The sequence below is a fragment of the Mesorhizobium sp. WSM1293 genome (genome assembly GCF_000513875.1).
GTDB lineage: Bacteria > Pseudomonadota > Alphaproteobacteria > Rhizobiales > Rhizobiaceae > Mesorhizobium > Mesorhizobium ciceri.
The window spans coordinates 112,893-136,933 of record NZ_AZUV01000017.1; the positions used below are offsets into that span (position 1 = coordinate 112,893).

The following is a 24,041-nucleotide window of genomic DNA, read 5'->3' on the forward strand; positions in this document are numbered from 1 at the left end:
GCTTGTCATCGCGACCATTGTGGATGGCTAATTTATTGCAGATTGAGATTTGAGCAGACGTGGGTGTGGCGGCGCTCCGACAAGGATCTGCGACACATATCCAAGGTCGCGCGCAATCTTGCGAATTGCCATCGCTGCGGCGACAATCGTCATTCCAACCACACTTGCGAACGCAATTCTGGTCGTGAGATTCCAGGTTTCTCCAAACTGGATGAAATCCATGAGGCGAAACGCGGCACCCTGAACAAGATAAAAGAGCAGCGTGCTCTGACCGAGCTCCATCGCGACAAACTGAGCTATTCTAGTTGAAGAGGCAGCTCTCCAGCATTGGACCATAAACTGCATTGCCACCGCAGAAGCCGCTGCAGAGCCAGCGAACATCAGCAGCACTTGTCCGGCTGACTCTTCATCATTGATCAAAACATGATTGTTGAAGGCGTATGTCTGCTTATCCCACAGAAGTAAGGATATGAAAGCTATTATCGAAAGTAAGAATACAAAGGTCGATTTGTGGGTCCAGATGATACTTTTGTGCCATCCAATTGGCTGGGCAAACAAGACCCCCAAACAATAAAATGGGTAGGTGTATCTTACCAACGGGGTTATTGACAATGTGATAGGCGCGAATGCGACCCCGATTGCGGACGCGCTTATGATCCACATCGGTAGCCGTTTGGAAGTTGCAAAAACACGAACTAGAACGAATGAAATAAACGCCGCCCATATGAACCAGTATGTTCCGATGACTTCCTTCGATAGATCCAGCAATACGTCAGTTTGACTCTTCGTTGGATAAATTGTAGCGGACTTTAGTGCGAAAATAAATGCACACCAAACAAACATTGGCAGCAATAACTGTACTGCTCGATCGCGGACCCCTTGAGTGAACGGTTTTTGAAAAATTGCCCCAGAAGAAACATATCCACTTATCGCCATAAAGAGCGGCATATGAAATATGTATATTACGTTATAATACGGAGATATCCAGAAGTCGTCAGTACCTCTATAAATTACATATTGCAATAAGTGCCCAATTACTACCAAAGTAATTAGTATACCTTTGGCGAAATCGAGACTTAGGTCGCGGTCCTTTATTTCCGCTGGGCGCGAGCCGCGTCCCTTCGCTCCGACTGTTATTTGATTAAGCATCAGACTCAAGCCCATCTGTCGCGGTTGCTACCAGCCGATCCTGGGCACGGCGAGCGCGCCAGTTTCGGTGAAAAGGATCGAAATTTGCGCGAATCGCAGCGTGGTATCGAAGGCCGACTGGCTGCAACCGAGCGGACAAATTGCAGGAACTGATCGCAAAAGCTGGAGCGCAGTGGCGGTCGCGATCAAGTGTGACGACGCGACCGCCCGGCCCCATTGTCGCCAGGCCGGCTCTGCAGAACCTCTCGCTACGGTTCCGCAGAGCGTGCCGAACCGTACTAAATGGAATGCCAAGCTGCTGCAGCACCGGACGCATGATGCGGATAGAATGGCTCATTCGAGTCTCTCAAGATCCGGATGCACACTGTACAATCCGAGTTCGCCTACCAAGAAATCAACCTCCCCAACCATGATGAAACGGCGGGGTCCAGGTGAGCCACTGCGCTGTGCAGATACGGCCGATTTCGCGAACCTCCGGACTTGCACCGGCCCAGCTACGACCACCTGAAGCCCTTATCGGCCAAATAGGCTTCTCGGAGATGGAGGAGAGTTCGATATAATCGGCGACTTGCAAGTTATTTCCCAGCACACGCTACAGAAGCAGTGGCCTGATCGGGTGCATCTCAGGTGCGGTCGTCTATGCAGCGCCCTGGAAGTTTGGTAAAATCGATTGTTTAGATCGCGAGCATCCACGCTATGGATAAGTGAAAGCGATGCGCTTCAAAGGCCTTGATCTGAATCTTCTCGTTGTGCTCGACGCACTGCTGACCCAGCGCAACCTCACGGCGGCGGCAAGCAGCATCAACCTAAGTCAGCCGGCCATGAGCGCGGCCGTCGGACGGCTGCGCGATTATTTTAAGGATGAACTGTTTACGATGAACGGCCGCGAACGTGTTCTAACCCCACGTGCGGAAACGCTCGCGCCCGCTGTTCGCGGCGCACTCTTGAAGATCCAGAGTTCGATTATTTCTTGGGATCCGTTCAATCCAGCTCAGTCCGATCGCCGTTTCAGGATCACCCTTTCCGATTTCGCCACACTCGTGTTTTTTGAAAAGGTCGTGGAGCGTGTTGCACGCGAAGCACCCGCCGTCAGCTTCGAATTGCTGCCGCTCGATGACGACCCCGATGAACTTCTCCGGCGCGGTGACGTCGATTTTCTGATTTGTCCAGAATGGTTCATGTCGAGCGCGCATCCAAGAGCGGCGCTGTTCGACGACAAGTTCGTGTGCGTAGGCTGCCCCACGAACAAGCAACTGCCGCAGCAGCTTACATTCGAGAGATACATGTCGATGAGGCACGTTGCGGCCAAGTTCGGGCCGACGCTGAAAGGCTCGATCGAGGAGCGTTTTTTGCTTGAGCATGGTCTCAAGAGACGTGTCGAGGTTATCGTGCAGGCCTTTAGCATGATCCCGCCGATGGTCTCAGGCACAGCCCGTATAGCGACCATGCCCTCCCGGCTGGTTGAGCATTTCAAGAAAACCTTCCCACTAAAGATCATTGAACTTCCGCTGCCGCTTCCCGCATTTACCGAGGCGCTGCAATGGCCCGCCCTTCATAACAGTGATGTGGCAAGCGTCTGGATGCGAGAGATATTGTTGCAGGAGGCATCTCTAATGACTTCTCCGCGAGACGCCAAAAAGGGTCGCAAGCCCTGATTGACACCACGTCTCACACCGGCGCTCGTGTCAACCGGCGTGTCGATCGAGATAGTCGCGAACGTGCGTCTGCGAGGTCGTCCTACGGGTGGGCTGCGTCGACAAAGGCTACGAATGAGGGGGGGTCGGGGTCCCCATAACCGCCATCAAGCAGCGCCCGGTCTGGCTGCCGTGGTCGGAACCGACTACCTATTAGGGCGCGATCCGGGTAGATCCAACGCTCATGCTGGTTCCGTCCGACGATGGCTCCTGGCCTCCGCAAGCCGCCTCATATCGGCGAGTTTGCGAGCGTGCGCGCGGCAACATAGAAGATGCCCGGACCGGGCGTGAAGGCGAGCACGGAGGTCGCGGCGGGGTACAGGGGCGATGGGGTCAGTTCTGGCATGATGAGTCATTGCGACAAAGTTCATGATTGTTTTGGGATGAGAGCGGCGATCTCGCGGTCAGATGCCCGCTCGCTTACCGCGAGGCCCGCAGCCACGCCAGCGCGGTCGGCCGCGTTCCGGTTCTGACTCAGTTTGCGCTTGCTCTCCAGCCTCGTGATCGGCATGCGCAAGCCAACAATGCCGCGGAGTTGCGCCTGTACAAAATCCGGCGGTGCATCCGACACCGCCCAAGGCGAGGCGCGCTTGCCCTCGTGGTGGTCAGTCAGACGTTTCACGACGTCCAGCAGTCTTCCCGCATGCTCGAAGAACTCGACTGGACCATAGGCGTGGACGGCGACGTAGTTCCAGGTCGGGACGACCTTCCCAGTTTCCCGTTTGGTCGCATACCATGCCGGCGTCACATAAGCGTCCGGCCCCATGAAGATGGCCAAGCCGTCGCCCATCGGGGGAACATGGCACTGGGGATTAGCCTTCGCGAGGTGCCCGTAGATCACGCCGTGCTCGCCCTCGCTCTCATCAAGCAAGAGCGGCAGTGGCGTTGCGAGCGGCCCTTCCGCCGTGACTGTAACGAAGTTCGCCAGCAGCGCCGCGCGGATCGTCGCGCGCACGCACTCCTTGTCGTCGTCGCGGAAAGCGGGAGGGATGTACATCACGAAACTCCTTGCGTCACCAATCACATACCGGCGAACCTGGCCTGCTGGAAACAGCCAGTCAGAAGGTATCGACGTGGTCCAGTTGCGCAAGATGAACATCGCGCGCCGGATCTTTGGGGGTGTGCGAGTCGGAGACCCCCTGTGTCATTAGCAGCCGAGGTGGGGTGTATCCCGCATAACGGCAATGGAGATTAGTTAGCCAAACCTTTGTGCAAGCACTCCGCATCCCGGAGGGGTCACGCTATGTAAGCCTCTGCAAGCCCAATGAAATGATCTAAGACAAAGTGAACCGTTTTGAAACGATCGTCGAAGAGGTTCGGGCCCTGGCAGGCGAGAGAGCTTGCGCGGGCCCGCACTATAGCAGGTGAGGACAGACGTCTAGGCTTTTCAACGGGTCGGAGCCGATCAGTTCGTCCGGTGGCAGGCATAAAACCCTATAATCTTCATAAGCGACACTAGGTACTGTCTGGGAAAGCAGGTCAGGATCTCGCATTTCAGTGATGTTCTGGAAGCGAGCGAAATTCATATCCGCAGGCATCTAATGCCGGAATCAGATTGGACAGCGCCGTTACGGTCTGGTGACGCAGACTGGCTTGAGTGCTCCATCTGGACTCGTCGGGAGGGCAACCGTCGTGCAAGAGCACGATTGCGCCGGGCCGGACCGCGGCGAGCACTGAATCGACGATCGCGTCGGCGCCGGGGCGCGTCCAGTCTTTTGGATCTATCGACCAGTGAAGAGCCGCCAGCCCGGCGATCTCTGAGGCAATGAATACTTCCTCGCTCCAGGCGCCGTATGGCGCGCGAATGTGGCGGACAGAGGCCTGGGGGCATGCTGCCATGATGGCACGGCTCGCCTGAAACACCTCACGTTGGACTTCGCCCAAGCCGCATTTGGACAAATCCGGATGAGACATCGTGTGGTTGCCTACCTCATGCCCTTCTGCGATCATTCGCTGGACTAGGTCCGGGTGCTCCGCGGCGTAGGCACCAATCACGAAGAAAGTTGCTGACACCCGATTTTGCGCCAGCACATCGAGTATCTGTGGCGTGAAAATTGGATCGGGACCGTCGTCAAACGTCAGATGGACGCTCCGACGGCCGGTTCCATCAGCGCATTCACTCCGCACCTCCTTTCTGTCATCAAGATGTTTCATTGAACCCTCGCCTCGGCCTACTGGATCGGAAACAGTCATATGAAGGTGCAGACCGGTGTTCCGGCCCTGTCATCGGTCGTCCAGGATTTGGCATCAGTTTTGGTGGACGCGAGCAGCTTGCGAGGGATGCATCCTAACATGGCGCTGCTCCCACAATCGTCGCAGCTCTCCGGTGAGAGCCTCGCGCTGGGCTTGATCCCGCGTAATTGTGTCGAGGAGATCCGCAAGCACGGCTTCGCCTTCGATCCGCGTCAAGAGATCGAACAACTCACGTGAAATACGCGCACACTCACGGTGATCCGTTCGGATTTCGCAGACGGTCTCGTGGCGATCCTGTGCCGTGTATTCGTGGACTTTATGCAGGGATACATAAGGCGGCAATGAAACCGCGAGCGCAGTCCAATCCTGCAGTGTTGCGGGCCGTTTTTTGACGAGGTACGGCCCGACCACAAGGCCATCCAGCTCCGTGGTCAGGAACGTAGCAATCGAGTCTGCAACTGAATCTACGATCGGCTCGGCATTGTTGTTAAAGGACGTATTGAGCAAAATTGGGATGCCTGTCCGCTGCTTGAAGGCATTGATGACCTCCCAGTAGGCCGGACTGGCCTTGCGCGATACTGTTTGCAGCCGAGCCGTACCATCGACATGCGTGATGGCGCCGAGCAAATCACGCTTGGAATCGCGAACACGAACAACGAAATTCATGAAGGGAAATTCGCACGCACTACCGGGGAGGTCGAAAAATTCGCGCGCATGCTCCTCCAACACTGATGGGGCGAACGGGCGATATCCTTCCCGCTTCTTGACCATAGCGTTGATCCGGTCCTTGTTTGAAGCGGGCCTGGGGTCGGCAAGAATGCTGCGATTTCCGAGCGCTCGCGGCCCGAACTCCGAACGACCTTGCACCCAGCCGATCACGGCGCCACCGACCATCCACTCAGCTGCCCTATCCGCCACCTCCTCAGTGCGTTCAAACTCCAGGTGCCCCGCCCATGCCTTCAGTTCCTCTTCGACAGCGTGATCGCTCGCGAGTTCGGGCCCCCAATAAACCTCCTGCAATCGCGCACGCGGCGCGGGGCGGCCCAGCTCGTTAGACACGATTAGTGCTGCGCCTAAAGCGCACCCAGCGTCATGCGATGCGGGCTGCACGAAGATGTCTTCGAAAAGTCCTGAATAGAGCAGCTTGCCGTTCATGGAGCAATTGTGCGCAACTCCGCCGGCCAGGCACAACCGAGTCATCCCGGTGGCCTCACGATAATGGCGAAGAATGTGAAACACGATGCGTTCGAGCGCTTCCTGTAACGACGCACTCACATCCTTATGCTGCTGAGTGAATGGCATTCCCTTTTGCCGGACCTGAATGTTGCGGAGCAAAGTCGGACCGATGCGGTCCAGGTGGACGCGATACTCGCCGTTTGCAGAGAGTTCATAGAACTGCTCGAAAAGCTCGCGATAGGGAACGGGATCGCCGTAGGGGGCAAGCCCCATTACCTTGTATTCATCGAACAAGCCGTAGCCGAGATACCGGATCGTCTCGAGATAAAATTGCCCTAGAGAATTGTTCTCCGGGAAAGTCGCGAGTTGCGTAATTTCAGTACCAGATCCTACCGCCACAAGGCCCGACAGGAAATCACCAGAGCCATCAACCGCGAAAATCAGACTTTGCTCGAAGCCGGACATTGCGAAAGCACTCACGGCGTGCGCCTGATGATGACTTACGAATGAGATACGCGAAGGGTCGATCTCGGTACCGAACTCCTGCGCCAATAGGCTCTGCATCAACAGTTTAGCATCCAACGGAATGGAGGCGTCCGGCTGGGAAGAAAGCATGTTTTCGAGCATGGCGTTGCTATAGTCTTCGCTAGCGTAGAACGCCACACGATCGATTTCGCTGAGCTGAACCCCAGCTGCGGAAAGACAGTATTGAGCCGCACTAATTGGGAGCTTGTTGGAGTGTTTGATCCTATTGAGGCGCTCCTCTTCTACGGCCGCAATGACCTGTCCGTCCCGCACGAGTACCGCGGCGCCGTCGTGCATGAATGTGTTTGAAATCTGAAACCTGTTTTCATAGACTTTGTCCAATCCGCCGTTCAATCCTAGACACAGCATCTCACTCTCCATTTGTCATACAGGAATACTAAATTGGCCGGTCTCGGTGCCGTTCGATCAGAAAGACAGGCCGAGTTGTCGTTCGCGCCAGAACGCCGGCCAAACATGACGGCCTCAAAGAAATTCTCTTGAGTCCGCCGGGATCAACATAAGATCCTGTGCTCGAGACGCCGGGCGTTCCATAGCGTTGTGAGATTGAATCGACGCCAGCCAAAACCCTTCGCGGCACATGCTGGCGATGTCGCTTCTATTTGCGTCCGTAGTACATGGTTTATCTCCTTCTCTTTCGCGTCAGCGCATCAGTCGGCGGCGCAACAGCGCCATCGAGAGGAAGAATGGCAACAGAGCGTACAGGCCGAGCACACCGATGTGCAGGGCCATGCCGCTGATCGGGCGATCAAGCATCACCGGACGAATAAGCTCGATCGCATGTGCCAGCGGCATGCATCGCGCTATCTGCTGAAAGGTGTCAGGCAGCTGATTTAATGGGAAGACCGCGCCCGACAGGAACAGCATGGGTGTAAGGATAAGCGTCTGGTAAAATACGAAGTAATCGTAGCTGGGCGAAAGTGCGGTGACGACCATCGCGATGCTGGCAAATACGAACCCTGTCAGAGCAATGAATGGCAGTGCATAGAGGACGGACGGCCAGGCTGTATAGCCCAACGCTGAGGTGACAATGGTAATTGCCATACCGGCCAGGAAGGCCTTGGTGGCTGCCCACGCCAGTTCACCCAGAACGATGTCGCCGAGGGTAACGTGCGTATACAGCATGGCTTCCCATGTGCGTTGAGAATGCATGCGAGCGAAAGCCGCGTACAGTGTTTCGAGGGTAGAGGCGGTCATCGCACCGACCCCGACCATGCCGGCCGCCAAAAAGGCAATGTACGGCGCACCGTCGACGCGGCCGACCATTATGCCGAGGCCGGTACCGAGGCCGAAAAGGTATATCATTGGATCGGCGAGGTTACCGAGAATCGCCACGAACGCGACTTTCTTCCATGCCAGATAGTTGCGGCGCCACACCGCAACCCAGTTCCACGCATTGGCGGGTAGCACCGCCGCAAGACCTTCAATCATCGTTTACTCCTCCATCTCACGACCGGTCAGCCGCAAGAAAACATCCTCGAGATTGGCTGGACGAAGAAGAAGGCGCAGACTTGGCCGCCCCTGGAGTTGTGTGCGCACCTGATCAGGGTCTGGCGCATAGCAGTAGAGCGTTTCGCCGCTGACCTCGATGCGCTGAGAATATGGCTTGACCAGCGAATGCAACTCGTGCGGGTCGCCGCCGTAAATCTCCATGACCTGGCATCCGATATGCTCGTCGATCAGCGCCTGCGGGCGGCCTTCGGCGATGTAGCGCCCCCTTTCGAGCACGCACAGCCGATCGCATAATCGCTCAGCCTCTTCCATGAAATGCGTCGTCAGGATAATCGTCTTTCCGCGCGCCAACAGGGCGCGCAGCCGCTCCCAGATCAGGTGGCGCGCATGCGGGTCGAGGCCGGTGGTCGGCTCGTCCATCACGATGAGCTGGGGGTCGTTGATCAACGCCCGCGCCATCGTCAGGCATCGCTTCATGCCGCCGGACAATTCCGAGACGCGCGCATCCGCCTTGCGCTCGAGGCGAGCAAACTCGAGAAGCGACGGGATGACCGCTTCGCTCTGGCGGGTGCTCATGCCGAAGTAGCGGCCGAACACCAGCAGGTTCTCGCGTACGGTGAATTCCTGGTCAAGATTGTCGAATTGCGGGACCACGCCGATGCCCCTACGTGCCAGCCGAGCGCGCGCCGGCACCGGGACGCCGAGAACCGTGATCGTGCCCGCGTCAGGGCATGTCATGCCGAGAAGCATACGCGCAATCGTGCTCTTGCCCGCCCCGTTTGGTCCCAGGAGGCCGAAACACTCTCCCGACGCAACGGTGAACGACAAGTCGTCGACAACGACCTTGCTCCCATACGACTTGGTTACGCCATTGAAATCGACTGCAGCGGTCGACAGAGAGGCAGGCACGGAGCTCTTCGCGCTTGTTTGCCCTTGAGATTCCCCTTCGATCGCGGACATCTCGATCCGCCGAAGATTCTCTGGGTCCAACTTCAGGTTCAACACTGGCTGTTTCTGGTCCTGGCTCAAAACTCTTCCACCTGCGGTCACGTAACTATTGCTGTTCGCTGTAAGCTGCGTCAGATCTCACCAAGTTGGGCTTTGGAATGGCGCCGCCGGTGTCTGGCACAGTGACCGCAGAGCTTCGCGACAACCAATCGCTATTGCTCAATGTACACAGCGCGTATGCTTTCAATGGCAGCAAGAGAAAGATGTTGATGAGTGTGTGAAGCGAGAAACCGAGAAATCGAAGTTGGCGCGAACGAAACGCTGCCACGCTGCAGCGAACTATAGTCATGACCGCAATCGTCAGGCATGCCGTCCAAGGCACAGTACCTGTGGTCATGAATTGCGCGATCCCCGCCAGGAGCGACAAAGAGAGCAATAGTGGGCCAAGGTTCTGCCCAATCACGTCCAATGTGAGATAAATATTAAGACCGCGCAGCAGTTGGAGCGCCAGCAACGTGTCACGGAATGTGCTCCGGGCCCAGCGAAGCTGTTGGCGCAGATAGGGACCCATGCTGTTGGGAACGACTGTTGCCGCGACGGCCTCCGGCACATACTCTGTTCGAAAGCCCGCTTTCAACATCAGGATCGTAAGGTGGCGGTCCTCACCGAAGTCGCTCGGCTTCCCTCGAAAGCGCTGCGTCTCATATTGATCCAGCAGCGAAACAAGAGCGGTTCGCCGATACATGGCACACGGACCGCAGCAACACATGACGGCACCGAACCGAGCCTGCGCTGCCCGCTCTTCGTTGCAGGCGAGCCAGTATTCCATGTCAATCAACCGCGTCAGCCAAGTTTCATCGCGATTGCTAGCCGCCAATTGGCCCATTGCGGCGCCGATCGCTTGATCTTGCATCTTCAGCGCAAGCCTTGTGACGACGTCCGGCGCGAGTATCGTGTCCGAATCGACATTGAGCACCAAATCTCCGCACGAGCGGCGAACCGCCGCGATCTGTGCCTTGCGCTTTCCGACATTCGTTGGGAGTGCAATGAAGTTGAACCTCGGATCGCGAGCGTATTCCTCGTGTACACCTGCGAGCGCATCGCGGTTTCCGGAACCGTCATCAACAACATAGACCTGCAGTTGTCCGGCGTAGTCCTGACCTGCAATGGAAGCCAGGCAGTCCGAGAGGGTGCGAGGTGCCTCGTTGTAGCATGGGATAATGACATCGACGCTCGGCCAAGGCTCACAGCCGGTCGGTTCGCCCGAAGTCGGCGGTACGTTTGCGGGCAGGGTATAAAAAACCTGCGCGGTCTTATAAACAGTCGACAGCAGCGCATAAGAGCAGACTGCAACAATACTGGTTGGGGCAAAGAGGTTCATGATATCTCAGATTTTTCGATGAATTTGAGGAAGCGAGCGGCCAATAAATCCGCGACCAGTGCAATTCAGATCGATCAATGCCAAAGGGGCCGGGTCGCGCTGACTGAACAATTGCGGGTGTTGTTCATAGCTCAGGACCGTTCCGATCGATCAAAGTGCCGACCGGCCACTCGCTCATTGGGCGTCCAATTGGGAGCACCATAACGAGTATGTCGTCGTCTACGCGGGTGGGAGGTAGATCGGGGTACACGTCCGGGAGGGTTGAACGCACGCGAACGCCCGACAAAATGTTCCCCAAGCCTTTGCGGCAGAACCTCCCAACATGGTTCCGGAGCGCCTGCCGAACCGTGCCGAAAGCGAATGGAACGCCAAGCTGCTGCAGCACCGGATACATCGCGCTGATCGAATGGGCGATTCCCAGCCCCTCAAGATCCCGACGCACACCGTATAGACCGAGTTCAGCGACAAGCAGATCAGCCTCGTCAACTTTGATGTATCGGCGCAGCAGGCCCAAGTGAGCCGCTATCCCGTGCACATCAGTGCCGATTGCGCGGACCTCCGGCCTTGCACCGGCCCAGCTGCGACCGCCTGCGAATTGCTTCCCATTGAAGGCTCCGGTAGGCTCATAGGTATTCCTGAAGAACTCAGAGAGTTCGAGGTGATCGGACACCCGCAACTCATTTTCCCAGCACAACCTCCACTGCACGTCAGAGCGCATGCGAAGACTTCCTTTTTTTGGGTTCCTTTGTGCACCCCACGCGGTAGAGCAATGGGGATGCCTGTCATGTCGGGCTCTATGGACCACCCCCCCAGATTGGTAAAATTGATTGTTTAGATCGCGAGCATCCACGCCATGGATGTTTAAACCAGGCGTTTTAAAGGCCTTGATCTGAAGCTTCTGGTCGTGCTCGATTTGCTCGATACAGGCGACGCACCGAGGCAACTGTCGGTGACACAACCTGGTTCAAGAGCGGCCGCCAGCGTGCGCCTCGTGCCGAACAGCGATCAAGTAGAGGACGGACCCGTCTGTAGGCGTCAGCAAACGCAGCGACCGTTAATGCACGCTGATGATCCATGGCGATCGCGCAGCTTTGGACAGCGCTGAAAAAGGTCCGCGAAGCCTCTGGCTCGACGAGTTGCGGCGGTCGCGCTCGCCAACACTGATCGTCTGGCCGATGCTCTCGAGGTCCACTTGGCAACCCGTACGGGGGTGAAAGCGGCCTGACGGAACTGGAGAGCGAAAGGAGGGCGCACCTCGGCTTTCGGCACAAATGGAAGAGGTGGGAAACGGTCACCCGTCGCTTCCGAACCTGATGTGTGGACGGGAAAGGCTTCGGCCGACGTCTGGGGCCGTTGAAGGGGAAGCGGACGGAAACCGTTGCGGCTCGCGGCGCTGAAGATCGAGCCGCATGAAGAAGCCGGACATTCTAAGCACTTGTTACCATCAACCGGATCCAGGTATTTTGCAACCGGCGCTCCTATATGTCCACCTATTTAGCGTCAGCTTGACACTTAGGCGCAGTGTCTCCAGAGTCATCCTCGTCAATTCGTCCAGCAGGAAGCGGAAATCGGCTATCGGAAGTGGGCCAGCAGGCACCCTTCATTGATGGACGCGGTAACCTGTCACTGCCGTCTGAGTGCTTCAGGATGATCGCGCTCCGAGACAGCTTGGCGCACTGCAGACGAGCGACTGGTTTAGGGTAACCCGCTTCGCCATCAACGAGTCCCGCTGCAGCATGGGGCGTCGCTATACGTTGGAGGCGAGTGAGTCGGCATAAACACGCCGATTGAATCCGCTAGGAAGGTTGCCAGACCGCGAAAAGGCGCGATCTTTGGATGGCGACGCGACCGCCTGCGGATGCGCGAGTTGGCCATCGACGTCCGCCATTTCCGTTTGCACCGCCTTGCCTGCCCCAGGCATGATGAGGGTCTAGTTGGCGTCCTTGGCGAGGCCAAATTCTAGGCAGCGGCTCCCGTGAGGTTGAGCCGTTCTAATTAGCGGCTTGAGTTAACCGCGCTCACGCACAGCGGTTCCAGGTGCGGCCCGTATACGGCCCTTCCAGTTGGCTTGACCAACCTTCTTGGGTGATCCCCTGCATCACCGGCTGCGGAGAGGTCCGGCCTGCAACGTTAGCACGAGCCAATAGTGCGGCCGCCTGGGCATGTATGCGTCCCTCCCTTCTGTTTGGCCAACCTGAGCAAGCTTGCGCATCCACCTCAAGTCCCATGAAGGCGAAGAAAATCCTGATATGTCGCTTGCAACCCGGTACCAAGAGAGGTTTTGGCTTTCCAGCCAAGCTTATGCAAGCGCGTTACGTCCAGTAACTTGCGCGGAGTACCGTCTGGCTTCGTCGTATCGAATACCAGATTTCCTTCCCAGCAGACCGCCGCCTTGACGAGTTCCGCCACCTCGCGAATTGTGACATCCTCGCCAACGCCAACATTAATCAGGGGCGCAGTATCGGGGGCTGTCAAGGCGTCAAATTCCGAATCTGGCAGGCCAAGCAGGAACGCAATGGCATCGCCCATATCCGACGAATACATAAACTCTCGCCGAGGGTTTCCGGAACCCCAGACCCCCACCGAGGACTCGCCGTTTATTTTAGCGTGATGAAAACGGCGTATCAGAGCAGGCAGAACGTGGCATTTTTCCGGGTGATAGTTATCGCCGGGACCATATAAGCTGGTCGGCATCAAGGCGAGATAGCGCGCCTTGTATTGCCGGTTGAAAGACCAACATGATTCGACTCCTGCGATTTTTGCCAAAGCGAAGGGACGATTCGTCGCTTCAAGCGGACCGGTGAGAAGGTATTCCTCCCGTATCGGCTGCGGACAGTCGCGTGGGTAAATACAGGAGGAGCCAAGAAAAATCATCCGATCGACGCCGGAGGCGTAAGCGGCATCAAAAACACTGACCTGGATCGCGAGATTGTCATGAAGGAAATCGACAGGGGAGCGATCGTTCGCGAGTATACCACCCACCGTTGCCGCGCACATTACCACGTAATCAGGCCGCCGCGACATGAAGAACTTTCGAGTCTCGCTACGGTCAAATAGATCTACTTCTTCGCGAGTACGTGTTATTATCTCATAGGATCCTAGCGCCTCGAGGGCTCTCATGGTGGCGGATCCAACAAGGCCGCGATGACCTGCCACGTAGACTTTCTTCATCTTTTGTTTTTCCATTGATAGCGCTCTGAGCGCTCCTTAAGAAGGCCACCATAGTACTTGGCAACAAGCCAGCATGGCGCCGCCGTGGTCAGCATAACTCTCGCGGACTGTGAGAGTAATGACTTTTCTTCATCATCACTGCGTCACGCTCTGCCATGCGCAGATCTTCCCGAACCATCTCCCTAACCAATTCAATGAAGGATATCTTGGGCTCCCACCCAAGTTTTTCTTTGGCCTTGCGGGCATCGCCGAGGAGCGTCTCGACTTCTGCAGGACGAAAATAACGGCTATCTACTTTTACAATCAAAGCTCCCGTCTTTGCATCGTACCCCTCTTCGTCGACCCCTTCTCCAACCCAACGAACATCAATGCCGAGTTCAGCGGCCGCGACGGTGACAAACTCGCGCACCGAATGTTGCTCACCGCTAGCGATCACAAAATCTTCAGCTTGCTCCTGCTGCAGCATCAACCACTGCATTTGGACGTAGTCCCGAGCGTGCCCCCAATCGCGACGCGCATTAAGGTTTCCCAAGAATAGAGTCCGCTGCAAGCCAAGCTTAATTCGAGCCATGGCGCGCGTTATTTTTCGCGTTACGAACGTTTCTCCACGCGCGGGTGATTCATGATTGAATAGAATGCCGTTGCATGCATACATATTGTAAGCTTCTCGATAATTTATGGTAATCCAGTGAGCATACAATTTGGCAACAGCATAGGGTGAACGGGGATGAAACGGTGTCGTCTCGGTCTGTGGTGTTTCCCGCACCAGCCCGTAGAGCTCAGACGTCGAGGCTTGGTAGTATCGCGTATGCTCGACGAGCCCCAGGATCCGAATTGCCTCGAGGATACGCAGCGCACCCATGGCATCGGAGTTCGCGGTGTATTCTGGTTCTTCAAAGGAGACTGCAACGTGGCTCTGAGCTGCCAAATTGTAAATTTCGTCCGGTTGAACCAGTTGGATGACGCGCGTAAGGCTGGACGAATCTGTCAAGTCCCCGTGGTGAAGTGTAAGGTCAACGCCACTTTCATGAGGATCATGATAGAGATGGTCGATACGGCCTGTATTAAAAAGAGACGAGCGTCTCTTTATCCCGTGCACAGAATAGCCCTTTTCTAATAGGAATTCTGCGAGGTAGGAACCGTCTTGCCCCGTGACCCCGGTGATTAAAGCGACTTTTCTCTTTGACAAGGTTGAATCCTTTGGATTTTGACGCGCCCATGAAAATGCTCGCCTGCGGCGGCATTGCGTGACGAAATCGGGGCGCATTGGGCAGGGCAAACGGGGCCTCTGCGAAGGCTAGGGAGAGTTTGAGCGGGCGGCCAACCCTTTCATGGAGCTGGGGAACGTTCGAAAGAATTATCAATCAAGATCAAACGAGGCGGGTCATTCAAATCGAATTCGATGATTCGCGGCACAAAGAGGCGGGCATAGCGGGAGAAGGCGCTGGTCGGAGGAAATCGAATTACAGTGTCGCATCTACCGAGGAGATACATCTCAACGAGAGCGGAAAAGCCCCCGTCGGAACCGCCCAGTGCCGCACTATGTAAGGGGCCGGCCTGATCCGCTTGGAAGTGTTTTGGGACGGTGAAGAGTTCGGGAAACATGCCCGACAAGCGATCAACAACCTGCGCGCTGTCTGTACACAAGAACACTTTTACAGGCCTTGGATGCGGTTGCGCTTTGGCCATACGAATGGCAGTGCACACCTGCTCTAAGGCAACCTTTGGATCAGCCCAGTAGGGTGCGTGATCCATAATATCTTCGCCGTTGCCATGGCGGACATGGACTCCAATTATGCTGTGCCCGTCAAAATGTTCCTGGTAGAGCGCTTCAATCCGATCCTCAATCTCGGCCCTTGGCCTAATGCTCCGAAATATCGTTCGCTCGGCTTGCTCATCGCAACGCCACATCAAGCAAGCATCACACACCACCGTGTTGGCTTCACAATCATGTTGGGCCTGGAAAAGATCGTTAAGCTCATCACGTTCTTGAAAAATCTGTTCATCCGGACGGTACACGCAGTCTATGGATGGCTTGTTCCACCACGACGGGAAGAAGGGACCGGGGAATGAGACGTGGTTGATCTGGTCATCGCAGATGACCCGTACACCACCGATCTCCTCAATTGGCTTGAAGAAAGCCGGAAAGGCATTCACAGACGGGTTGTCAAGGTAACAAGAGCCGCGCCAATCTATTGCTAAAGCTCGTCCCGTCCGACGCGCGTAGTCCCAAGCCGACGCTAGAGACCACAGGCAATCACCGAGACCCTCGCGCCGTCGAGAAACAACGAACCGATCCATCCTCGAGCCATCCACAAGCATCTAAATTGCCTCTTTCCAACACACCACAAACCTCAGCGTTGCTGCTCCCTTTGAGGCAAGCGCCTGCGCAATTGAGGGAAGCTTGTCGTGCTGCGCCAATGCGATGTAGCTTGCGTCCATCGCGGAAGTGCGTGGCCGCGATGGACGCGCGCCGGGACTGGTCTTCGGCGCAGACCAGAAAATGCTCTTCGGAGCCAACGCAAACATCAACCACTTTCCCTAAGGGTTACATCCTTGAATTCATTCTATGCAACGTGCCGTAACATCGGTAAAATCGTCTGTTTCGATGAAAGGCATCCACGCCATGGATGGGGCGTGACATGAGCTCCACGGGCGTTGACCTGAACCCTCTCGTTGTGCTCGGCGGACTGCTAACAACGACGATCCCGATGATCTCCTTCGTGTGCGGGCAAGTGGATTGAGTTTCGACTGTCGCAAGACACTTCGTCTGTACTGCACGGCTCTGCTGAAAGCGGATATTTGCCGAGCGGTTATGGACGGGGGTTGTCGCGAAGAGATCTCGCCGGACCGTTCACCAGTTGGCCTGGCGCCCGGCGGCAGGCCGGCGGCGAGCATTGCCAAGTGGCTGGCCGCAGCATAATCGGCTTGTCTGGTGTTTGATCCGAGGTTTGATGGCTCATCATTGTCGTCCGACTAAAAGGATGCGCCGATGGGCCGAGAAGTGGAGAGGCGGGGTTCGACAGCCGATCTGCCCACCAGCCCCAGGGAGCCGAGATCGACGGTCTTGTCTGCCGAGGAAGAGAACCGTTCTTGTGGCCGTCCGCCGCAACACGCTTGCAGCCGACGATACCTCATCTGACGCGCTCTTCACTGCGCCGATGTCTCCAGCGCAAGCATCGGGCAATTGCCAGACGCCGACGTCGACAGGCCAGCGAAGAAGAGGTTCAAGGCCGTTCCGATCGCCCTCTTCCCCATTGATATAGCGAAGGTCCGCAGGACCAGGGCAAGCTAAACATGAAGGCCGTTGTACCGCGGCACCGCCTGTCGCTATCCTTCGTGGCGCTGTCTCGCCGACACCAAAGGAGATAGTCGCGCCGCCGTTGTTGTTAGATCACATTCAATTCCCGAAACGCCCGCCCCTCCGCCACCCTCTCATACCCAAACGCCGAACAGTCCACCGTGCGATAGCCGCCATGGACGATGAGTTCCGCCAGTGCCTTGCCCACCCCCGGCGCCTGTTGCAGGCCGTGGCCGGAGAATCCGTTGGCTAAGATGAAATTGCCGACTTCGGGATGCGGACCAATCACCGCGTTCTGGTCGAGCGTGTTGTAGTCGTAGTGGCCGGCCCAGGCGCGGGTCGGCTTGATTGCCTCGAAGGCGGGAATGCGGGTCGCCAGCACCGGCCAGATCACCTCTTCGAACAGCGGCCAGTCGACCTCGAAATCCCCCGGGGCGGCCGGGCCGTCGCGCTCTTCCGGCTCGGCGCCACCGGCGAGGTAGACCGAACCTTCCGGGCGCACATAGATGCCGGAGGGATCGACCAGCAGAGGCATGTCGGTATATTTCTCGCGCGCCTCGAAGACGAAGACGTTGCGCTTGCGCGGCTCTACCGGCAGCGCCAGCCCTGCAAGAGCCGCAACCTTGCCGGCATTCGGGCCGGCGGCATTGACGACGATGCCAGCCTCCAGCACCTCGCCATTGTCGAGGCCGACGCCGCTGACACGGTCGCCCTGCCGCTCGATACCGGTGACATCGGCGGTGATGAAATCGATTTTCTTCGCCCGCAACGCCTTGCGGAACAGCATCAGCATCGCATGCGCGTCGAACCAGCCTTCGCCGGTGCGGCCATAGGCGCCGGCTGAAATGCCCTCGGCCGACAGCCACGGGAACCGGCGCGAAAGCTGGTCGGCATCCTCCAGCACAATGTCGGCGCCCTCCGCGATCTGCGCCTGGTGATTGCTCTTTAGGATCGGCAAGCCGTCCTCGCCGGCAAGGATGAGGTAGCCGCCCTCGCGAAAGCCGATATCGGCGTCATCCCCGAACTCTTCCTTCAACCGCCGGAACAGTTTCAACGTGAACTGCGACAGACGGATGTTTTCCGGGATCGAGAATTGCTGGCGGATCGAGGCCAGGGACAGTGTCGTCGCCGCATGCGCGAATTGCGGATCGCGCTCGATCAGCGCGATTGAGCCGGAAAACCCTTCCTCACGCAGGTAATAGGCGATCGCAGAGCCGACGATGGCTCCTCCAACGATAACGATGTCGTCATGCATTTTTTGTCGCCTTTCCGGTAACCGCCCGTGTCGATTACACAGCCGTCAGCATGATGTCGGAGCGCGCGCCGGAGGGCGCGGTCAGCGTTCCCGCATGGCTTTCCAGCGGCCCTCACACAGGCGGTCCTGCTTCACTCACAAGATGCCTGCCGCCACTGAACCTGAAAATCGTGGTGAGCGTACCATTGACAGCGATTTGCGGTCGCGAAGATTCCATGAATTTCTTTGAAAGGACTGTTGCAAACAGGAGCGCAACGACATTGGCCAGGGCGAAACGCAAATTGCCTGGCACCACAGTGTGCCGCAAAAGACTCTTAACGTGTCGTGGCGCCGTCGACAGCAGATCCGGCGTCGATCGCGCTTCGAGCGATGAGATCGCCTAACTCCCAATCTGTGAGTTCGTGAGCCGGAAACACTTCCCTCAGCTATTCTCATCGTCCCTGCTGCGTTTGACGATCTGGCTTGCCATGATCTTTGCGGCCGTGTCGAACAAGCAGGCTACCGACTTCGTATAGGCAGCGGTGCCAACCAACCTTGCAAAATTTGGGCAGCCGAACTGCGCAAGTAGCAGCAGTAACCTGAGACATGGGTTAAACATGCAAAACCGCAGTTCCGGATATGCAGTCGCGAGACAGCAACGACGCCGACGACCTTGCCGCCTACCATATGGACGCCGCCAAGCTACCCCGCTCGGCGCATTGAATTGGCCTTCGGCAAGTGTTTCCTGCCCGCGCCAAGCGCTCACCAGCGCTCGAACGCTCGATCGGTCATATATCAGCGTTCGTCGATCGGTGGCTTGGCAGCAAGGCCGAGCCTAGCTCGTTGGCCATCGGCGAAACTCTCGGCGGGAGACTGTGTCTTGAACGGAAGAGCTGTCAGTTGACGTCCTTGATGATATGAAAGATCCTCCCTCACCGCAAGCTTGACGCGCACGTCATTAGGTTCGCCACCACCATCGCTGCCCCTCATTTCGTCGCCTCAAGGTCAGACTGGAAGTGCCGGATCGTCCCTGCGCGGAACCTCGCGCTCGGATCGATTTAGACGCGCAGGTTTTGGGATGTGCGTCGGCCTTAATTATCCATAGCAACGCGAACGCGGAAAGCATATTCAGTCCGAGCAGCTCTACAAAGGCCCGTTGCCTAGATGCCCCAGCGCCATCACGCGTCACTTCAAGATGTTCATAGCTCCGGACCGTTCCGAACGATCATGGTGCCGGATGGCCACTCGCTGATCGAGCGTCCAATCGGCACAACCACGACGAGCACGTCCTCCACTCGCGTGGGCGGCAGGTCGAGATACACATCTGCGAGAGTGGACCTCACGCGAACGCCCGACAGAAGCGCCGCCAGGCCGTCTCTGCAGAACCTCTCCATATGGTTCCGCATCGCGTGCCGAACGGTACCGAAAGCGAATGGAACTCCAAGCTGCCTCAATATTGGATATAAAACGCGCATTGAATGACCGATCCCTTGTCCCTCAAGGTCCGCGCGTACCCCGTACAACCCCAGGTCAGCCACCAGGAGCTCGACCTCGTCAACCTTGATGAAGCGGCGTAGTATGCCGATATGAGCCGCTACGCCGTGCGCGTCGTAGCTGATTGCACGGAGTTCCGGCCTCGCGCCGGCCCAGCTACGGCCGCCTTCGAATGGCTCTGAGTTGAAGGCCCCAGTCGGTCCGTAGGTCGTTCGGAAAAACTCGGAGAGTTCGACATGGTCGGCCTGTTGCAAGTCACTTTCCCAGCACAACCTCCACCGCACGTCAGAGCACATGGAAAGACCTCATCTTTGTTGGTGTTTTGTTGTGAAGTGCCTAGCCGAGGGACGCTTGTCGCATCGAGCGGGCTCGATGTAGCTTGCGCAGGTCACCGACGAACTAGCCACAACGAACATGCGTCTCCGCTGCGTTCCGATTACACCGGAAGGCGTACACTGGAAGAATACTGGTCGGAACCGCTAGAAACATCGATAATTGCCTTTGGATTATATCTTGGACATCTTTGCTATGCGACGTTCTGTGGGCAAGGCAAAGTCGTCTGTTCGATGAATGCAGTCCAGCGCAAGGAAGGACATGCGTTTCAAAGAGCTTGTCCTAAATCTCTGCCGACCCGGCCAGTTGTCCGACCGCTCGGCCAGACCACCCGACTGCTATCCGGGTGGGAACCGTCCTCCACTGTTGATACGTGATCGGGGCGCACTGAACTTTCACGCTAAATCATTGCCATACCGCCGTTCACATGAAGGGTCTGGCCGGTGATGTAGGCGGCCTCGTTCGAGGCCAGGTAGACCACGGCCGAAGCGACTTCCATGCCGGTGCCCATGCGCCTGGCCGGAATGGCGGCCATGATCCCCTCTTTCTGCTTGTCATTCAGCTTGTCGGTCATGGCCGATTCGATAAAGCCCGGCGCCACGCAGTTCACCGTCACGCCGCGTGTTGCGATCTCCTGCGCCAGAGATTTCGACACGCCGATCATGCCAGCCTTTGAGGCGCAATAGTTCGCCTGGCCGGGATTGCCGGTTACGCCGGACACGGAGGTGATGTTGATGATGCGGCCGTTGCGGCGGCGCATCATCGAATGGGTCAGTTCGCGTGTGAGCCGGAACATGGCGGTCAGGTTGATCTCGAGGACCGAGTCCCAGTCGTCGTCCGACATGCGGATAAAAAGCCCGTCCTTGGTGACGCCGGCATTGTTGACCAGTATGTCGACGCCTTCGAGATCGGCTTCCGCCTTTGCACCCAGCGCCTTGACCTCGTCGCGGTTCGAGAGGTTCGCCGGAAACAGTTTTGTGCGCCCGCCAAGTTCGGCAGCCAACGCCTCGAGCTTTTCGACACGCGTGCCGTGCAGGCCGACGGTTGCGCCCTGCGAGTGCAGCGCCCGCGCTACGGCCTCGCCTATTCCACCGCTTGCTCCGGTGACGAGCGCCTTGCGGCCGGTCAGATCGAACATTTATCGATTTCCCTTTCTAAGGACCGGCTTCGCATGGAAGCGGCCACTGGCGGCACTGCGTGCCTGACATTAGGGTAAAGCTTTGGACAGACCCGAGCCGAACCGAAGGACCTCGCTTGACCTTCCGGGTAGCGGTAGGTCCGCCGCTTCAACAGTTGAGAATTTTGCAATAACGAGGTCCGGTTCGTCGAGCTTCCCCCGCCACTTTGCGCTGGGCGGTCCAAGGGACGTCCTTCACAACCGTGATCCGGCAAGGATTGGATATGAGAGAGAGTTATTTGCATCTCTCATGGCTTTTACACCTGCTTGAACGCCAGAACTGCGTTCATGCCGCCCATGGCGAAGGCGTTGCTCAGTGCCACGCGCACCTTGCGTTCGCGCGCCATATTGGGCGTTACGTCGAGATCGCAATCGGGGTCTGGCTCGCGATAATTGGCGGTCGGCGGCACGATGCCCTCCTGGATCGCCATCACGCAGGCGATCATTTCAAGTGCGCTCGCCGCGCCGAGGCAATGCGCGTGCATGGACTTGGTGGACGAGACAGACATCGAATAGGCATAGTCTCCAAAGACGCGCTTGATGGCCGCCGTCTCGGTTCGGTCGTTGGCCTTGGTGCCGGTGCCGTGGGCGTTGAGGTAATCGACGTCCTCGGCATTCAGCCCGGCGTCGGCAAGGCAAGCGCGCATCGCGGCCTCCGGCCCCTCGACGGACGGCGCGACGATGTGAAAGGCATCGCCGGAAAGGCCGATGCCTGCAATCTCGGCAAGCATTGTGGCACCGCGCGCCGCGGCATGCTCATAGCTTTCCAGCACGGCCATGCCCGCACCCTCACCTATCACCACTCCCTTTCTGTCGGCGGAGAAGGGCCGGCAAGTGTCCGGAGCGAGGGCGCGCATTGCCTCCCATGCCTTCAGCTGAACGCATACGAGTGGCGCTTCGGCGCCCCCAGCAAGCATCACGTCGGCTCGACCGAGCCTGATCTGATCCGCCGCCGAAGCGATCGCATGGTTGGCTGATGCGCATGCAGACGCGATGGCAAAGACCGGGCCGCGCAGGCCGAGGCTCATGCTGACCTGACTGGCAGCGGCGCTCGGCAATCCCTTTGGTGCAGCGTAGAGGCCAGTACGCTTCGCGCCGTCCAAATAGAGGGCGCGGTAGGTTTCTTCGACCGTTCCCCAGCCCCAACCGCAGACGCCTACTGTCGCGCCGAAGCGATACGGATTTCCCTCCTCGCAGGAAAGTCCGGCGTGTTGCATCGCTTCGCGCGCTGCAAGCACAGCGAGCAAGCTGAGGCGATCCATGGAGACGAGCTGATTGCGGCCGATGTCGTGCTCCGGCAGCTCCTTTATCTCGGTACCGACAGTACCCTTCATCTCCTGAAGCTCGGAAGTTACCATCGGGCGGATGGCGGAGCGGCCTTCCCGCATCTCTTTCCAGATAGAGGCGGCGTTGTTGCCCAGGCCGCAAAGCCCGCCCATCCCAGTAATGACGACTCGCCTATCCAATCAGACCTCCTTCGCGAGCAAACCGCGAACGGCTTCCACCATGTCGCCGACATTGTTGAGATTCGACCAGGCGTCGGCCGAGTTCATGTCGATCTTGATGTCGTAGGCCTGCTCCACATCCCAGAGGAGATCCGCCAAACCCAGTGAATCGACTCCGAGCGAGGTCAGTTCCGTGGCAGTCGTTATTTCGCCGATAATGGACACGCTCTCGCCGCTTTCCGATTCGAGGCGGTTCTTGATCGTGGCAATGATTTCCGTTGCGAGTTGATCAGCCATTCTGTTTTTTTTCCATAATAATGCCTTTTGACGTGGGCGCGGCGCCAGGCCTTTGCCGTCACGTCGCGACGTCACACGACAAGGGTTCGGGCGATCGGCGCGTGTGAGGTGCTCTCAATGCGAGATTCCGAAAGATTGATAAAATCGTTTGTTTCGATAAGACGCATCCATCCTTTGGATAGAAATAGATTCCGATGAACGGGCAAGCCCTCGTCATAAATCCCGCATGGCCCTCCAACGCAAAAGCTCGGCACGTCTCGGGGCGACTAGATGCTCAGCGCCCGCCTTGCTCTCTACGGCGCGACGAACCGCGCCTGCGGTCGCGATGGCACAAAAGTTAACCATCCGCAGGGTGGATTCATCCTGTGGGTCGAGCTCCGAACATCATCGATTCGCTGGACTCTTCAGGGTTGCATCGCCCTTAATGTCGCGATCGCCCACCCTGTCGTCTTGACTAGCGCCACGCCACGGTTTATCTCACCGCCACGTTAGCACTCGCCTTTGCTGAGTGCTAACTGCAGGTCCGGACAGCCGGGCTTTGTACGTGTCCGGCGCCGCCGGATGGTGTTCTCACCGTTCTCATCGAGGAAGAAAAAATGGCAAAATCGAAGTTCCGCCCGCTTCATGACCGCGTGGTCGTTCGCCGGGTCGAATCCGAATCCAAGACCGCTGGCGGGATCATCATCCCCGACACGGCAAAGGAAAAGCCGCAGGAAGGCGAGATCATCGCTGTCGGCTCCGGCGCTCGTGACGAAGCTGGCAAGCTGGTCCCGCTGGACGTCAAGGCCGGCGACCGCATCCTGTTCGGCAAGTGGTCGGGCACNGAAGTCAAGCTCAATGGCGAAGACCTTCTGATCATGAAGGAATCCGACATCATGGGCATCATCGGCTGATATCAGGCCTTTCCGTCAACTGAATTCCCGGGCTCGATCGAAGCCCCTGCCAGGAGCTAAAAATGGCTGCCAAAGACGTAAAATTCTCCCGTGATGCCCGCGAGCGCATGCTGCGCGGCGTCAACATCCTCGCCGACGCGGTGAAGGTCACGCTCGGCCC

General features: G+C 57.5%; 18 protein-coding genes and 1 pseudogene. 3 read left to right on the forward strand and 16 right to left on the reverse strand.

Going from position 1 to position 24,041, the window contains the following annotated elements:
• Nucleotides 1-27: 27 nt before the first annotated feature.
• Nucleotides 28-1,149, reverse strand: coding sequence for a nodulation factor fucose acetyltransferase NolL (nolL, locus tag M729_RS0121485; protein WP_027162807.1), 1,122 nt, complete (start codon nt 1,147-1,149; stop codon nt 28-30).
• 713 nt (nt 1,150-1,862) lie between these two features.
• Between nolL and M729_RS0121490 the strand changes: the two genes are divergently transcribed.
• Complete coding sequence (locus tag M729_RS0121490) at nt 1,863-2,804, forward strand: LysR family transcriptional regulator (protein ID WP_027162808.1); 942 nt, start codon at nt 1,863-1,865, stop codon at nt 2,802-2,804.
• Between the two features lie 406 nt (nt 2,805-3,210).
• Here the strand turns inward: M729_RS0121490 and M729_RS0121495 are convergent, their stop codons facing one another.
• The 10 genes from M729_RS0121495 to M729_RS0121540 all read right to left on the reverse strand — a co-directional run bounded on the left by M729_RS0121495 (nt 3,211) and on the right by M729_RS0121540 (nt 16,029).
• Complete coding sequence (locus M729_RS0121495; RefSeq protein ID WP_027162809.1) at nt 3,211-3,840, reverse strand: FMN-binding negative transcriptional regulator; 630 nt, start codon at nt 3,838-3,840, stop codon at nt 3,211-3,213.
• A gap of 497 nt (nt 3,841-4,337) precedes the next feature.
• Nucleotides 4,338-4,997 carry a chitooligosaccharide deacetylase NodB gene (gene nodB / locus M729_RS0121500; protein WP_027162810.1) on the reverse strand — a complete coding sequence of 220 codons (660 nt, stop codon included), beginning with the start codon at nt 4,995-4,997 and terminating at the stop codon, nt 4,338-4,340.
• A gap of 93 nt (nt 4,998-5,090) precedes the next feature.
• Nucleotides 5,091-7,106 carry a carbamoyltransferase gene (locus M729_RS0121505; protein ID WP_027162811.1) on the reverse strand — a complete coding sequence of 672 codons (2,016 nt, stop codon included), beginning with the start codon at nt 7,104-7,106 and terminating at the stop codon, nt 5,091-5,093.
• 291 nt (nt 7,107-7,397) lie between these two features.
• Nucleotides 7,398-8,186, reverse strand: a complete 789-nt coding sequence (locus M729_RS0121510) for an ABC transporter permease (protein ID WP_027162812.1) — start codon at nt 8,184-8,186, stop codon at nt 7,398-7,400.
• Between the two features lie 3 nt (nt 8,187-8,189).
• Entirely contained in the window at nt 8,190-9,212 is a 1,023-nt protein-coding gene (nodI, locus tag M729_RS0121515; protein ID WP_084652694.1) for a nodulation factor ABC transporter ATP-binding protein NodI, read from the reverse strand.
• A gap of 49 nt (nt 9,213-9,261) precedes the next feature.
• Nucleotides 9,262-10,536 carry a chitooligosaccharide synthase NodC gene (gene nodC, locus M729_RS0121520; RefSeq protein ID WP_027162814.1) on the reverse strand — a complete coding sequence of 425 codons (1,275 nt, stop codon included), beginning with the start codon at nt 10,534-10,536 and terminating at the stop codon, nt 9,262-9,264.
• A gap of 124 nt (nt 10,537-10,660) precedes the next feature.
• Nucleotides 10,661-11,254 carry a NodA family N-acyltransferase gene (locus tag M729_RS0121525; protein ID WP_027162815.1) on the reverse strand — a complete coding sequence of 198 codons (594 nt, stop codon included), beginning with the start codon at nt 11,252-11,254 and terminating at the stop codon, nt 10,661-10,663.
• Nucleotides 11,255-12,753: 1,499 nt separating this feature from the next.
• Complete coding sequence (locus M729_RS0121530) at nt 12,754-13,707, reverse strand: GDP-L-fucose synthase (RefSeq protein WP_280940185.1); 954 nt, start codon at nt 13,705-13,707, stop codon at nt 12,754-12,756.
• 88 nt (nt 13,708-13,795) lie between these two features.
• A complete protein-coding gene (gene gmd / locus M729_RS0121535; protein ID WP_027162817.1) occupies nt 13,796-14,896 on the reverse strand; it encodes a GDP-mannose 4,6-dehydratase in 1,101 nt (366 codons plus the stop codon).
• Nucleotides 14,897-15,036: 140 nt separating this feature from the next.
• The gene (locus M729_RS0121540) at nt 15,037-16,029 is read right to left on the reverse strand and encodes a nodulation protein NodZ (protein WP_027162818.1); all 993 of its coding nucleotides are present in this window, start codon (nt 16,027-16,029) and stop codon (nt 15,037-15,039) included.
• 721 nt (nt 16,030-16,750) lie between these two features.
• On the opposite strand from M729_RS0121540, the pseudogene M729_RS1000000139335 reads away from it, so the two are divergent.
• Nucleotides 16,751-16,981 (forward strand): annotated as a pseudogene (locus M729_RS1000000139335) (hypothetical protein); the annotation flags it as partial.
• A 115-nt stretch (nt 16,982-17,096) separates the two neighbouring features.
• Here the strand turns inward: M729_RS1000000139335 and M729_RS0121555 are convergent.
• The 5 genes from M729_RS0121555 to M729_RS0121585 form a co-directional block, all read right to left on the reverse strand.
• Nucleotides 17,097-18,263: an FAD-binding oxidoreductase gene (locus M729_RS0121555; RefSeq protein ID WP_027162820.1), complete on the reverse strand. Its 1,167-nt coding sequence runs from the start codon at nt 18,261-18,263 to the stop codon at nt 17,097-17,099.
• Between the two features lie 1,178 nt (nt 18,264-19,441).
• The gene (locus M729_RS0121570) at nt 19,442-20,032 is read right to left on the reverse strand and encodes a NodA family N-acyltransferase (RefSeq protein WP_027162821.1); all 591 of its coding nucleotides are present in this window, start codon (nt 20,030-20,032) and stop codon (nt 19,442-19,444) included.
• 437 nt (nt 20,033-20,469) lie between these two features.
• Nucleotides 20,470-21,207, reverse strand: a complete 738-nt coding sequence (fabG, locus tag M729_RS0121575; protein WP_027162822.1) for a 3-oxoacyl-[acyl-carrier-protein] reductase — start codon at nt 21,205-21,207, stop codon at nt 20,470-20,472.
• Nucleotides 21,208-21,503: 296 nt separating this feature from the next.
• On the reverse strand, nt 21,504-22,712 hold the full coding sequence (locus tag M729_RS0121580) for a beta-ketoacyl-[acyl-carrier-protein] synthase family protein (protein WP_027162823.1): 1,209 nt from the start codon (nt 22,710-22,712) through the stop codon (nt 21,504-21,506).
• Nucleotides 22,713-22,988, reverse strand: coding sequence for an acyl carrier protein (locus M729_RS0121585; protein WP_027162824.1), 276 nt, complete (start codon nt 22,986-22,988; stop codon nt 22,713-22,715). It abuts the gene before it with no gap.
• 596 nt (nt 22,989-23,584) lie between these two features.
• Here M729_RS0121585 and groES point away from each other — a divergent pair.
• Complete coding sequence (gene groES, locus M729_RS0121590) at nt 23,585-23,881, forward strand: co-chaperone GroES (RefSeq protein ID WP_006203049.1); 297 nt, start codon at nt 23,585-23,587, stop codon at nt 23,879-23,881.
• Nucleotides 23,882-24,041 lie beyond the last annotated feature (160 nt).

Bases quoted from the DNA above. Each gene is read 5' to 3' on its own strand.
- nodB (WP_027162810.1), bottom strand. From the start codon at position 4,997: ATGAAACATCTTGATGACAGAAAGGAGGTGCGGAGTGAATGCGCTGAT.
- M729_RS0121495 (WP_027162809.1), bottom strand. From the start codon at position 3,840: ATGTACATCCCTCCCGCTTTCCGCGACGACGACAAGGAGTGCGTGCGC.
- nolL (WP_027162807.1), bottom strand. From the start codon at position 1,149: ATGCTTAATCAAATAACAGTCGGAGCGAAGGGACGCGGCTCGCGCCCA.
- nodC (WP_027162814.1), bottom strand. From the start codon at position 10,536: ATGAACCTCTTTGCCCCAACCAGTATTGTTGCAGTCTGCTCTTATGCG.
- M729_RS0121510 (WP_027162812.1), bottom strand. From the start codon at position 8,186: ATGATTGAAGGTCTTGCGGCGGTGCTACCCGCCAATGCGTGGAACTGG.
- M729_RS0121540 (WP_027162818.1), bottom strand. From the start codon at position 16,029: ATGCTTGTGGATGGCTCGAGGATGGATCGGTTCGTTGTTTCTCGACGG.
- M729_RS0121525 (WP_027162815.1), bottom strand. From the start codon at position 11,254: ATGCGCTCTGACGTGCAGTGGAGGTTGTGCTGGGAAAATGAGTTGCGG.
- M729_RS0121570 (WP_027162821.1), bottom strand. From the start codon at position 20,032: ATGTGCTCTGACGTGCGGTGGAGGTTGTGCTGGGAAAGTGACTTGCAA.
- M729_RS0121505 (WP_027162811.1), bottom strand. From the start codon at position 7,106: ATGCTGTGTCTAGGATTGAACGGCGGATTGGACAAAGTCTATGAAAAC.
- M729_RS0121490 (WP_027162808.1), top strand. From the start codon at position 1,863: ATGCGCTTCAAAGGCCTTGATCTGAATCTTCTCGTTGTGCTCGACGCA.
- M729_RS0121530 (WP_280940185.1), bottom strand. From the start codon at position 13,707: ATGAAGAAAGTCTACGTGGCAGGTCATCGCGGCCTTGTTGGATCCGCC.
- M729_RS0121585 (WP_027162824.1), bottom strand. From the start codon at position 22,988: ATGGCTGATCAACTCGCAACGGAAATCATTGCCACGATCAAGAACCGC.
- M729_RS0121555 (WP_027162820.1), bottom strand. From the start codon at position 18,263: ATGCATGACGACATCGTTATCGTTGGAGGAGCCATCGTCGGCTCTGCG.
- fabG (WP_027162822.1), bottom strand. From the start codon at position 21,207: ATGTTCGATCTGACCGGCCGCAAGGCGCTCGTCACCGGAGCAAGCGGT.